This is a genomic window from Enterococcus sp. PLH-Efm8 (genome assembly GCF_053011625.1).
In genome coordinates this window covers 862,939-876,185 of the sequence record NZ_CP172568.1, presented here as the reverse complement: position 1 = coordinate 876,185, position 13,247 = coordinate 862,939, and the positions used below count along the sequence as shown (strand labels likewise).

At 32.1% G+C, this 13,247-nt stretch carries 13 protein-coding genes; 4 read left to right on the top strand and 9 right to left on the bottom strand.

The features are described 5' to 3' along the window. Nucleotides 1-63: 63 nt before the first annotated feature. Entirely contained in the window at nt 64-543 is a 480-nt protein-coding gene (gene greA, locus ACIFUW_RS04375; protein ID WP_002295409.1) for a transcription elongation factor GreA, read from the bottom strand. A 135-nt stretch (nt 544-678) separates the two neighbouring features. After that, entirely contained in the window at nt 679-1,854 is a 1,176-nt protein-coding gene (mltG, locus tag ACIFUW_RS04370; protein ID WP_002348690.1) for an endolytic transglycosylase MltG, read from the bottom strand. Nucleotides 1,855-2,018: 164 nt separating this feature from the next. On the opposite strand from mltG, the gene ACIFUW_RS04365 reads away from it, so the two are divergent. Beyond that, nucleotides 2,019-3,179: a serine hydrolase domain-containing protein gene (locus ACIFUW_RS04365; RefSeq protein ID WP_002297066.1), complete on the top strand. Its 1,161-nt coding sequence runs from the start codon at nt 2,019-2,021 to the stop codon at nt 3,177-3,179. Nucleotides 3,180-3,218: 39 nt separating this feature from the next. Here ACIFUW_RS04365 and ACIFUW_RS04360 read toward each other — a convergent pair whose 3' ends face one another. Both ACIFUW_RS04360 and ACIFUW_RS04355 read right to left on the bottom strand, forming a co-directional pair. Beyond that, nucleotides 3,219-4,166 (bottom strand): NAD-dependent epimerase/dehydratase family protein, encoded by a 948-nt coding sequence (locus ACIFUW_RS04360; protein WP_002298534.1) that lies wholly within the window; start codon nt 4,164-4,166, stop codon nt 3,219-3,221. 132 nt (nt 4,167-4,298) lie between these two features. Then, nucleotides 4,299-5,690, bottom strand: a complete 1,392-nt coding sequence (locus ACIFUW_RS04355) for an O-antigen ligase family protein (protein WP_002298532.1) — start codon at nt 5,688-5,690, stop codon at nt 4,299-4,301. 125 nt (nt 5,691-5,815) lie between these two features. On the opposite strand from ACIFUW_RS04355, the gene tagD reads away from it, so the two are divergent. The 3 genes from tagD to ACIFUW_RS04340 all read left to right on the top strand — a co-directional run bounded on the left by tagD (nt 5,816) and on the right by ACIFUW_RS04340 (nt 7,695). Further along, the gene (tagD, locus tag ACIFUW_RS04350) at nt 5,816-6,226 is read left to right on the top strand and encodes a glycerol-3-phosphate cytidylyltransferase (RefSeq protein ID WP_002298530.1); all 411 of its coding nucleotides are present in this window, start codon (nt 5,816-5,818) and stop codon (nt 6,224-6,226) included. Nucleotides 6,227-6,639: 413 nt separating this feature from the next. Continuing rightward, nucleotides 6,640-7,440, top strand: a complete 801-nt coding sequence (locus ACIFUW_RS04345) for an ISL3 family transposase (protein ID WP_002298528.1) — start codon at nt 6,640-6,642, stop codon at nt 7,438-7,440. Between the two features lie 102 nt (nt 7,441-7,542). Beyond that, a complete protein-coding gene (locus ACIFUW_RS04340) occupies nt 7,543-7,695 on the top strand; it encodes a transposase (RefSeq protein WP_111230976.1) in 153 nt (50 codons plus the stop codon). Between the two features lie 66 nt (nt 7,696-7,761). On the opposite strand, the gene ACIFUW_RS04335 is transcribed toward ACIFUW_RS04340, so the two are convergent. From ACIFUW_RS04335 to ACIFUW_RS04315, 5 genes are all read right to left on the bottom strand, one after another. Beyond that, a complete protein-coding gene (locus ACIFUW_RS04335) occupies nt 7,762-9,189 on the bottom strand; it encodes a lipopolysaccharide biosynthesis protein (RefSeq protein ID WP_002297946.1) in 1,428 nt (475 codons plus the stop codon). Further along, nucleotides 9,186-10,328 (bottom strand): CDP-glycerol glycerophosphotransferase family protein, encoded by a 1,143-nt coding sequence (locus ACIFUW_RS04330; RefSeq protein WP_002297947.1) that lies wholly within the window; start codon nt 10,326-10,328, stop codon nt 9,186-9,188. The genes ACIFUW_RS04335 and ACIFUW_RS04330 overlap by 4 nt, the downstream gene beginning before the upstream one ends. 3 nt (nt 10,329-10,331) lie before the next feature. Next, complete coding sequence (locus ACIFUW_RS04325; RefSeq protein WP_002297948.1) at nt 10,332-11,327, bottom strand: glycosyltransferase family 2 protein; 996 nt, start codon at nt 11,325-11,327, stop codon at nt 10,332-10,334. A gap of 113 nt (nt 11,328-11,440) precedes the next feature. Further along, nucleotides 11,441-12,430, bottom strand: a complete 990-nt coding sequence (locus ACIFUW_RS04320; protein WP_002297949.1) for a glycosyltransferase family 2 protein — start codon at nt 12,428-12,430, stop codon at nt 11,441-11,443. Beyond that, nucleotides 12,402-13,211, bottom strand: a complete 810-nt coding sequence (locus ACIFUW_RS04315; RefSeq protein WP_002348694.1) for a glycosyltransferase — start codon at nt 13,209-13,211, stop codon at nt 12,402-12,404. The genes ACIFUW_RS04320 and ACIFUW_RS04315 overlap by 29 nt, the downstream gene beginning before the upstream one ends. Between the last annotated feature and the right edge of the window lie 36 nt (nt 13,212-13,247).

Genomic DNA, 13,247 nt, shown 5'->3' with positions numbered 1-13,247 from the left:
TCAAAGAGAAAAGATCTAGAGTGCGTCATCAGTAAGATGAACTCTCTAGATCTTTCAGTCAGACTACGCTTGTTCTACTTTGACGATTTTAACTAACATATCGCCACCTGGTGTAGCAATGGTTACTTCATCATTTTTACGTTTGCCAATCAATGCTTGCGCGATAGGAGAATCATTGGAAATCTTTCCAGAAAACGGGTCTGCTTCAGCACTTCCGACAATCGTGTACTCTTCTTCATCTCCATCAGGCAACTCGATGAACGTAACTGTTTTACCGATCGATACCTCATCTGCATCTACGCCGTCATTATCGATGATTTGTGCAAAACGGATCATATTTTCAATTGTTGTGATTCTTCCTTCAACAAATGCTTGTTCATCTTTAGCTGATTCGTATTCGGAGTTTTCGGAAAGATCTCCGAAACCGCGAGCGATTTTGATTCGTTCAATGATTTCTCCGCGTTTAACTGTTTTTAGTTCTTCTAATTCTTTTTCTAATTTTTCTTTACCTTCTAGAGTCATTGGATAAACTTTCTCTACCATGTGTAACGTCTCCTTTTTTCGATAAAATACCGCAAAAGGTAATCTTTTGAGGAATATAGTCCAAAAAAGATTACCACGCTTTTCTTAAAATGTAAATGTTTTTCTAAAAATGATCAATGACTAGCCCCTGTTTTTCTAAGAATTATTTACATATTTTTGCACTAGTTCCATATGTTCTTCATACGTTTTAGCGAAATAAACATTTCCAGTGCTCGTATCTGCTACGAAATAATAATAGTCATTTTCTGCTGGTTCTAATACTGCCTTGATTGCCTTTTCGCTTGGATTGTCAAAAGGACCAGGCCCATAGCCGGTATTGGTATACAAATTGTATGGTGAATCTACAGCTGTATCTTCATACGTCACCAATTCTTTATGTTCTCCTAATGCATATAAAACAGAGATATCTGACTGAAGTGGCATATTTGCCTTGATTCGGTTAAAGAAGACTTGTGCAATATTTTTACGATCATTTTCTTTTACGCCTTCTTTTTCAACTAGAGAAGCCAAAGTTAAAACTTCTTGTACAGTCAAATTTTTCTGTTTGATAGCTGAATAATAGTTTTGCATGACCGTATTTGTCTTGTTCACCATCTCAATCACAAGATCCTTAAGCGAAGTACTCGTGTAGTAATCATAAGTAGCTGGGAATAAGTAGCCTTCCAAACGGTATTTTGTGTTCTCAGCTTTAGAGGCACTTTCCAACAATTCTGGGAATTTTTGATACAACTCGTTAAAGAAAGTCTCATCATTTACTAAATCTAAAAATTCTTTCTTGTCTTTACCTGTTACCTTCGCTACCCGCTCAGCAATCTGATCGATGTCGTAGCCTTCTGGAATGGCAATTTTCCCATCTGCAACTTTTGTTGGCTCAGATGTGCCGCCTTCTTGCAACTGCTTGCCAATCTCATCAAGAGTCATATTAGGCGCTAACTGATAATAACCAGCTTGAAAGCCAGTTAAGTTTTTAAATTTTGTATAATAATTGAAAACAATCCCACTTTTAATAATATTGTCTTTCTCCAAAATTTCGCCAATCTGCTTATTAGAAGAGCCGTTTGGGATTTCCACTTGGACTAATTGGTCGTCCGATTTATCTAAAGGCTTCAACCCGCTATCTACATAACGATATACGGTAAACCCGAGAAATCCGCCAATAATCAATAATGTAAGAGCGATCACTAAAATGATCTTCCTCACGATCTTATCTTCTTTTTTACGCAGATTTCTCCGCTTGTCGATTATATCTGCTGTAGCTGCCTTACTGGCTTCTTTTTTGTCTTTGCTTGGGTGTTGTTTGTTTCCTGACAAAACAACTCCTCCTTACTATCATCTTCGTAACTCTGTTTATTATACATGAAATTTCTACTGCCGTGAATTATTTTACCAAATATTATGTCAAAATTGTAAGTGGCAAATGCTCTTTTTGAGGATTACAATGAAAAATAGTTAAAAATGGATAGAAAGGATTTAATATGGCAAAAGGAAAACATCAAAAAAAACAGCAGATCTCTCTTTCTTTTCTCGCAGTTTTGTTGCTGGCTGTCAGCTTCTTTTCAACAGGCATCATTACAGGATGGCAATTAACAAAACAACCTCAACCACAAATTTATAAAACGGAACCCGCACAACTTGCTTCCAATTTAACATCTAATGAGCAGATGCTTGCCAGCAAAATTGATCAATTACTGCAAAAATCAGATTATATCGGTTCGATTTATGTACGCAAAAATAATCGAGTGATATTAGAAAAAGGATATGGGTACGCAAATCTACGCATAAAAGAATCGAATTCTCCTTCTCTTTACTATCAAATCGGTTCGATCCAAAAAGCGATGACTGCTTTACTTATCCTAAAACAAATTCAATCTGGCAAGATAACTTTTGACACAAAGCTATCTGAATTTTATCCTCAGATTCCTGGAAGTCAGCAAATCTCAATCAAAAATATGCTTTACATGCGCTCTGGTCTTCATCGAACCGCTTCTCCAAAAAAACCTATGTCAGATAGTGAGATCATTCAGTTTGCCCTTCATCATTTGAAATTTACTGGTTATGATACGTATCATTATGAACCATTAAATTATACATTGCTTACAGGGGTATTGATCAAACTAATGAATCAGCCTTATGAAACTCTTTTAAAAAAAGAAATCATTCGGCCACTCCATCTAGAACATACAGATTTTTATGAAAATGTAAAAAATTCCCCTCAGCATGCTGTATCTTACCAAATGTCTGCAACTGACGATTATTCAAAAGCATTGGTCGAGCCTGAAACAGACATCCGAAATGAATTAGGCACAGGAAATATAAGTATGTCTGTTTATGACTTGAACAAATTCTTTACCAGTGTTCTGTCTGGCGATATTATACCAAAAGAACTACTTTTCTCATTGTGGCAAAATAATGGTGATAAACATCCTTACAGCGGCGGTGTTTACAGTGGAAATGATTATATCCTTGCTCAGGGAAATATCAATCGATTCCATGCAGTAGCGGCGATGAAAAAAGACACAAAAGATGCAATCGTCATGGAAAGTAATATCCAATCTGATAAAAACATCAAATTGCCGGCCACTGATTTAAGAAATCAGATTTACGAACTGATGGAAGGTGTTAATTTAAAAAGCTAAGTCGAGACAAAAAAACCAGCAGGATGCTGGTTTTTTGTTTCAATCGATTTCTGTCTTTAAATAACGTTCCATTCCGTTCAATATATCAAATTTGGGTTGATAACCTAAAGAACGGATCTTTGAAATATCCGCTAAAGAATCACGAATATCCCCTGAACGCTCCGCTTCATATTTAAGCGCTAGCTCTGTTCCTAAGATTTGATCAATTGAATGAATCAATTCAAGTAGCGTAGTGCTTTTTCCTGTACCGACATTGAATTGCTGTCCTAAAGCTTTTTCTTCCTTAGCAACAAGTAAAAGTGCTTGTATAACATCTTCTATATAAACGAAGTCTCTAGATTGGCTACCATCACCAAATAAAGTAAATTCTGTTTTTTCTCCTGCCAATTGTTTTTTGTATCGGTCCACTAGAATCGAAATAACTCCGCTATATGGAGAGTTAGGATTTTGATTTGGACCATAAACGTTAAAAAATCGGACAGCACTAGTCGGAACATCATATAAATGACAGTAATCCAAAACATATTGTTCTGATGCAAACTTATCGATGGCATATGGTGTTAAAGGACGGATGACCGATTCTTCTTTTTTTGGCAACGTTGGTTCATCGCCATAAACTGCAGCTGATGAACTAAATACCAATCGTTTTAAACCAGATTGATATTTTCGTACCAATTCAAGCAATAAAAGCGCACTGTCAAAATTTACACGATGAGTTTCTAGAGGACGTTCTACAGAATCTGCCACACTAGCTACAGCAGCTAAATGAAAAATATAGGCAAACTGATACTGTTTCATGATTCTTTCCATCAATTGAGGATCTGATACATCCCCCTCAATGAAAGTCACTTGTTTCTCCATATCCAAGTTTTCTTTTTTTCCCATTGATAAATCGTCGACTACTACGATTTTGTTTTCTTTTCCCAAATAATTCGCTAGCGTTGAACCGATAAAACCAGCTCCACCAGTAATCAATATAGTATCCATCAAATTCACTCCAATTATGCATTCTCATACTTAATAAAGTTAGTTTACCATTTTTATATTGTAAAAACTATAAAATTTGTTGAAGTTGGGATAACTAGTTTTCTTTTCTACTTTATATACCTAAAAATAGTTTCAATTAGTTACTCCTTCTTCTTTAGATATAGTTTTTTGGATAGAACCCAGATATCCCCAAAAAATAAATGAACCTATCGTACTAACCAAAATGAGTTCTGTGATAAATAATGCCGAAACTGCTATTGTAAGAATCATTAAAATAGCAAAAAAGTGCTTATCTTTTACTAGATTTGGTTGTGTGAAACAATAACGCAAAGTTTTAAAGCATTGGATAAATAAGAAGGTTAACAATGTCAATAGACCTAATCCTCCTGTAGCAGCCATAACTAAGAAAATAAAATTATGAGCAGTTAAAGTATCTTTTCCCATTAATGTATATGGTAGTTTATCATGTGCGTATTCAATATAGTATCCTGGAGAACCGCCGGATATCGGCTTACTCTTGAATATTTCAATTGCACTTTTCCAAAGTCCAAACCTTAAATTAGAAACATCCCCGCCATCAGTGTCAGGGCGTTTTAAATCAACTTTATTGCTGCTAGTTGTTCCTGATGAATCAGATATATCTTTTTTTATTTCTGTAATATGCGGAACATGTGCCCATGCTTGAGCAGTTATATCTGTTACATAATACATCGCAATTATACTTAGCAATCCTACTACTAATGCAGTTAGCCATCTTTTTAAAGTATTAGTTTTAAGAAAACGACTACTATAACTTGTAAAGAAACTAAAAACAAAAGTTGCTATTAATAAACAAACTAATGTGGTGCGTGAGCCCGATAAAGCAATAAACGAGAATTGAATAAAAATATTAATTGCAAAAAATATTTTAAATAGAAGATTTAAATGCTTGTAAGTGACCAAATAATATATAGCAATAATGATGACAATTAATGATATAACCGCACCAAAATTTGGATCTGTATATACACCAAATAAACGGTTGCCTAACCACCCTAAACGAACTGGGTAATACTTATATTTTATTGGAATTTTTATGCCATATTGAATGACAAACCAGTATAATGATACTAAATTAGCTAAAAACCATACCAATGAAAGTATCCAAGTAAATACTTTGAAAAAAAAGTTACTACTGTAGTCTTTGCCAAACTGATAAATCATAAAGAAAAAGATTAATTGCCACATGATTAACTTGATATTTTCGCTATATCCATATTTTAAATTCATTAAACTGCTTACTAGCATCGCGCCAATAAAAGCAATTAATAGCCAATCATATTTTTTAAGATTTTTTTCTCTAAATGCAATAATTGCATCTATAATGATCAAGACAACTCCCGCTATTCCAGCAGGCCAAAAAAGTAAAGTATCATATCTAGTAGGTAATAGTAAATACGGGCCTATTGCTCGTAACATTAGAATAAAACCAAAATAAATAAAATACCAACCTTTCACATATTTTAAAAATTTTTCATTCAACATTTTTCCTCCATCCACCTATTTCTCATAAACATTTCTTATCCTTTTTAGGATAAACTGGTTCTTTCAATTCTAACAAAAAAATGCTAAACTAACAATGTATATTAATGAATTTCGAGAGGTGAAAGATGAAAAGAGTAATTACTTACGGTACCTTTGATTTGCTTCACTACGGGCATATCAATTTACTGAAACGAGCAAAACAATATGGAGATTATCTTATTGTTGCCCTTTCTACAGATGAATTCAATTGGAATGCGAAACAAAAAAAATGTTATTTTAGTTATGAAAAAAGAAAACAGTTACTTGAAGCTATTCGCTACGTTGATTTAGTTATTCCTGAAGAAAATTGGGAACAAAAAGTAAAAGATATAAAAGAATACCATGCAGATTATTTCGTGATGGGCGATGATTGGGCTGGACAATTTGATGAACTTGAACAACTAACAGATGCACAAGTAATTTATTTACCAAGAACACCTGAGATCTCTACAACTCAAATAAAGAACGAACTTAATTCTTTAAATAGTGATAAATAATATTTTTTAAACAATGAAAGAACAATATATCTGGATAAGACGTAAAAAAATGGCTCTATAATTTCTAGGACTGATAGAATTTTCTGTCGATCCTAGATTTTCTTGTAAAAAAAACAGACATACAAAAATTTCGATAAAATAGAGTCGTCTAAAACATCAATCTGAAAGGAAGATTTTGTATATCCATTTCTCGTTCTATCAAAGAGCACTTCACTATTAAAGATAAAAATATTGAAATTAATTCTTTTCAAAAAACTTTTTATAAGGACAAGAAAGCCATCGTAATCGAAGGTACATTAGTTCGCACTTTTAGACATTGTCTATTTTGTAAAGAAACTGCGAAGCAGCTCGTGAAAAACGGCAAGAAGATTTCAATGATTATCTTAAATCGCAGTGGGAATAAATAAACCTATTTGCGTCTTAGAAAACAACATTACCACTACCAATCATGCGGAAAATATTTTACTGCTCATACGTATCTTGTCGTTCCTTCATGTTTTATTTCGAAACAAGTTCATTACACGATATTAGAAGAGTTGACCGAGCGTCAAGCGTTAAAGACACTTACGAAACGTTGTGATCTTTCAGTAACGACATTTCAACGGACATTATCTGCTCTATCGGCAATGCTGCGACAGATGCTAGACTATTTACCTCATTGTTTACTATTCGACGAGTTTCGCTCTCTTTCAATTTCCCATGGAAAGTTCTCCTTTTCTTGTATGAATAGAGAGACAGGGAAGCTCTTTGACATTTTGTCCAGCCGGAGAAAAAAAGATTTGATTGCTTATTTCATGCGTTTTACAAGAAAAGCTCATATGGGGGTTCGATACATTGTCACAAATATGAATGCCCCTTATTTTTCATTAGTCAAAGAGTCCTTTCCAAACGCCCAAATCATCATTGATTGCTTTCACATTGGACAACACTTGAACAAGTTTTTCGATCGTGTTCGAAAACGTGTGATGAAGCAGTTGAATCAAAAAGACACTTCACAAGCTAAGTACTATCGACAATTGAAACCTTTGTATAAATTACTTCTAAAATCAGATGACGAGTTGGATTACACAACATTCAAGAAATGGCAGAATTTTCAATGGCGCTATTTAACAGAAAGTGAAGTAGTTGATCGTCTACCCTCAATCTCTTATGAACTTAAAATTGCTAAGCAGTTTATCAAAAGCTGCTTAGCAATTATCACAAGAAACAGCTAGCTACTTCGAGAAACGACCAAAGAAGTTCCCTCGAAACTTCACTATCTCAAAAAGCCTTTTTCATATCTGAAAAAGGCTTTTAACTAGCATTTTCGAAAAAGTATTCTAATAACAAAATTAGAGAATCTTCGCACACATATCAAAACATTGAAACGATTTGCTTATGGGTTTCGCAGTTTTACCAATATGCGCTTGTGGATTTTTCTAATCAACAGGTTAATCAGCTATGCATTAAAAGCTAGTAACTCTTACTAACTTTGTTGTTCATAAATGACCTTATCAGCCCGATTTGACAAAGAACTACTTTTTTACAACATTATTTTATTTTCGAGTAATCTTTCTTATTTCATTTCGTATATCTGGAAAAAGAAAATAAACAAACGGAAGATAAATAATGAAAATCATTATTGATTTAATTGCCATATCTAAAAATGAAGAAGAGAATAATTGTGGAAGAAAGTAATAGGCCCAAGTAGTCAAAGTAAGATTGACTATAAAAAATAAGATAACGTTCTTCCCAAAGAAATAGGATATTTTTATTTCTTTTCGTACAAAAAATACTCTAAAGAAAAAGACTAATAATTCTACTACCACGAGTACGATCGTAGCCGCTACAGCGCCATAAGTAGGCACAAAAGCTACATTTCCAATAATACTTACAATCGCACCAATGATCATTGGATAAGCATACTCCTTATCTTTTTCTATAGCAATTGCAAATTGGTTAGCAAAAACTCCACCAATTGGACTAACAACTATAATTAGACAAGAAATAAGCATGTTTATTGTCATCGGTTTGAAATTCTCCCCAAAAAACCATGGAACAAATTCTTTTGTATTGATAAACACCACACTAAAAAGAATTAATGCAATGATAATCGTGTAATCAAAAGATTTTTTTGTGTAAACTAAAATATTTTCTGATTTCCCCTCTGCCTGTGCTTTAGATATTTTAGGCAACATAACAATAGTAATTGATGTTAAGACTGCCAATATAATACGAGCAATTTTTTGAGACTGATCATAATAAGATAATTCCGTTGGATCCACAAAATACCCAACTATCGTTTTGTCTAAAGTTGTGTACACTTGCATAAACAACTGAGGAGTCAAAATAATAAAAGCTGGTTTCCACAACTGTTTAAAAACATTAGAGTTAAAGATTGGTTTACCTACTTTTCCGTGGATACTTAACCAGAAAACTAAACTTCCTAAAAAGTTAGTAATTGAAGTAATGAACACGTAAATCCACAAATCATCTTTAGTTGAAACAAAAATGATTATTAACAATACCGATGATAATTTGATAACTGTATTTCTAATAACCACTTTCGAAAATTCTTCAATTCCTTGAAAAAACCAAGAAATATCTAATGTTAGCCCTACAATAAATATCAATTGAATTAAGTATAAATTTTTATACTTTACATCAAAAAAATAAATATAGGCTATATAGAGAAAGGAAACACTCAAGCCTATTAAAAATTGAATAAAGTAAATATTCCAGAATTGTAAAGATAGTGCTTTTTTATCTTTCCTTGATTTAGCGATATTTCGAATACGAAAAGGATTCATTCCCACAGCAATGACAGTCATTAAAAACTGTGATATTGAGAAAACATACCCATAAATCCCTAAACCAGTTGAACCAATTCTACGACTAAGTATAGGTATAGTAAGTAAGGGTAAAACAATCAAAAAGACTTGATATATCGCATTATAAAATATATCTTTTACTGTTTTTTTCACTTTATATCCCTCTCTATCAACTCAAGAACCTTTTCTGTACTTGCTCCTGTTTCATAATTTCCAATATAATCAAGTAACTCTTGAGAACTTTTCAAAAGCTTTTCTTGTTGGTTTTTAAAAACATCAACAAGGCCATAACTATCTTGTACGCTTATAATTGGTAACTCACTTAACTGTATATAAAAACCTCTTTCTAAGCTATATTCTTTTTCATCATAGTTAAAAAGAATAATTGGTTTTTTTGTTAGCGCAAAATCGAAAAAAATAGATGAATAATCTGTGATTAAAACATCTATCTCTTCAAAAAGCATTTCAAGAGGAATCCCATCATTAATTAAAGTAATTTGATGTTTTTTCATATATTCTATACTTTTAGAATCAGTTGCTAATTTACTATGAACATTAGGATGAAATTTAGTCATAAAATTTAATTCTTGTTGTTGCTTTTTAAAAAATTCACGTAAGTTATCCACACCTAACCATTCTAGTTGCGTAATTCCGTTGTCCTCAATATTATTTCGAAAAGTTGGAGCAAATAAGACATTGATTTGTTTCTTTTTCAAGTCAAACACTTGCTCTTTACTAGAGGCTAATTCATCGTTTCTAGGAGTTCCTACTTCTAATATTTTAGAAGGAACGATATTGAATGCTGAAACATACTTCTTAGAACTATAGCGATTACCAGATAATAAATATGTAATTGACTCACTATCTTTTTTCGCATAGCTTAGGTAACGTTTAGGTAACTTATCTTTTGCATCAAATTCAATTTTTTTTAAAGGCGTTCCGTGCCATGTTTGAAAATAAAGTTGTTTTTTCCTTTTTGCATACTTAATCGTTTTCCGACTATCGTCTATCCAATACTTAGCTGTATATAAATAAAAGGCAGCTAAAAAAGAATCGGAGTCAATTCTTTTAATATAATCTGGTAAATCAGTTATAATCGCTTCTTTTTTGATTAACCAAATAATTCTGTAATTCAATTTTTTTTCATGAATTTTCTCTGAAATAACTCTTGGATTTCCAGAATAGTTACGCCCGCCAAAACTTGAAAATACAATTAAATTTTTTTGAATAGGTAATATTTTAATAAAAACCGGGAAAATATTCCTTGAAAAAAATTTTTTTATATTCTTCATCTCTTACCTCACAGATTCTATCTTAATCAAGAATTTACTTGCTATCTTACTACTTGACATATAGTAAGGCAAGTTTTTATTTATTAATAAAAACTTTACTAATTTTTTTAATTTTGGTGAAAAGTCGGGATCAATTTTCACTTCTTTTTCAAAGCGTTGTAAAATATTTATAGAACGTAAATAATCTTCTTTATTGGTATAGTTATTTTTAATCATTGTCATCATCATCCTTATTGCTTCATAGACATAGCGAGTTCTAACATTAATTGATAATTCCGGATAAAACTTATCTATGAATATTAGTATATCTTCATGGACTTCAAAAGAATCAAAAATTCTAGGATTGAAGCTTCCTCTCAGTATACTTTTAGGGCTTTGGTAATAGTGATATTTAGCAGATGAATTGACAGCAACTTTTTCGGAATGATCGATCAGCAAATAAGTAGTAGCCTTATCTTCCATTAATTTACCCAGTGGGAATCTTATATTATCAAATAAATTTCTATTGAATAATTTATTATTTGCAGAATAGCCAATTTTATTATTTATAAATAAGTTTTTCATTGCTTGTTCTCTATCAAATATTTCCCATTTTCTCTCAGCAATTGTATGTTCTTTTAGTTGTTCTAAACTTGAAATCTTTTTTATTTTTAGCACCGAGATATCTGCTCCATAAGTTTGCGTGCCAAAATATAGTAACTCAAGATAGTCTGGTTCTATCCAATCATCGCTGTCAATAAAGCACACAAAATCTCCTGTTGCAGAATCAAGACCAGAATTCCTAGCCGCACTTAAACCACCATTCACTTGATGTATCACTTTTAATCGCATATCTTTCTTTTTATATTCTTCTGCAATTTCCCCACTTCGATCCGGGGAACCATCATTGACTACTATTATTTCAATATTTGAATGTGTCTGGTTGGAAATAGATTCTAAGCAGTTTTCTAAATAGTCTTCTACGTTATATGCGGGTACTATAACACTAATTTTATGCACTCTCTTCACTTCCTAAAAATCATCTTTTTTATTTTTACAAATGTATCATTACCAGTAACAATTTTAGTCTTCCGAAGTTAATAAACATAAAAAATAACATATCGAAAAAAACTTTATTTTTTTAGAACTTTTTTATATAAAATAAAATAAGTTTTAGGATTAATTAAGTATAAAAATAAAGCTAATTTTTTAGCAATTGATATCTCATTGTTACTTCTTATTTTTGAATATATACTTTTTATTTCTCTTTTAGACTGATTATAATATTTTTGCTTTTCTTTCTGATTTTGATTCTTGCCAGTAATTTTAAACCCTGTTGAAAGGTATCCGTCTACTAATCGAGCATTGGCCAAATTAATAAGTCGAGGATAATCTTTCTTTACTTCATCAACTAATATTTTTCTTTGCAAAATATTATCATACTGTTTTGAATTAAAAGACTGATAAACGATGCTATCATTATTTTGATAATAAAAAATACCTGAAAATGGCAAAATATCAATTTTACTAGCCGCTCTAAAAGCTTCATACATAGGAACCATATCCTCATATAATTTATTTTCTGGAAAAACTATATGATTGAATAATTCCCTTTTAAAAAATTTATTCCATACGTAAAAATCCACTGCCTTACTTCTAAACATTTGCTCAATTGCTTCTTCACTTGAACAACCAATCTTCTTTTCGGGAACAAATAAATTTGCATTTTCTATATTTTTTCCTTTACTTAATCCAAAAGCAATGATATCGGGGTAATTCCTATGGTAGTCTTTCAAAACATTATTAAAACAATCAGGTAAAAAATAATCGTCACTATCTAAAAATCCTACCAAATTTCCAGTTGCTTCTTTTATCCCACAATTCCTAGCAACTGATGGACCAGCGTTTTCCAAGTGATAACATGCTACTTTACTCTCTAGATTAGCAATTTCGTCACCAATGTCACTACTACCATCTGTAGATCCATCATCAATTAACAAGATTTCAATATTGGGATAACCTTGCGTTAAGACGCTGTCTACAGCTCTTTTTAAAGTATTTTTTGCATTGTAAAAAGGTATGATTATAGAAAGTTTAGTTTGTTTTTCTAAGTTTTGATTCATATACTTTTCCCCTAATTTTATTCGGTAATAAACTAATTACAAGATGTCCGCAAATAACTATCAGAAAATCTTTTAGTGATCCTAGACCATCTTTCCATACGCGATATCGGCCTTTAATTCCTGGTAAAAGATATTTACTTCCTCCACGTCTAGCATACATGTCAGCACCTGCTCTAGCATGGACTAGAATCTCTTGGATATTATACCCTTTATATCCCGCCTTCAACAGTCTTACCCACAAATAATAATCTTCAAATCCAATTAATGGGCGATAGTTTCCCACTTCTAAAATAGCATTTTTATCAAACATGACTGTCATATGATTAAAGGGATTTCTTCTTTTCGAAAACACACGGATTTCATCATTATATTCAGGTACAATCCTTCTTCCGATAACATTGCTAAGCGTGCCAGTAAATTCCTCAATATTACTCCCAACAATCGCTATTTCTGGATCTTTTTGGAAGATCTCTAATTGTTTTTCTAATCGTTGGGGTTCCATGATATCATCTGTATCCATTCTGGCTACTAAGCGATTTTTCGTATGTTCTAATCCAATTGCTAAAGCAATCCCCAATCCTTGATTTTTTTCTAATTTTACAACTGTAAACAAGTGAGGATCTTTTTGTTGGAAATAAGTGACAACTACTTGAAGTTTTTCATTTATAGGGCCGTCATAAACTAATACAATTTCTTTTGGCATTACTGTTTGCTCAAAAATACTAGTTAATGCTTCCTTTAAATACTCTGGTTTTTCTTTATCATATAAAGAAAGCAGCATACTTATATTTTTATTTTCCAATGTTCTCTCCTACTT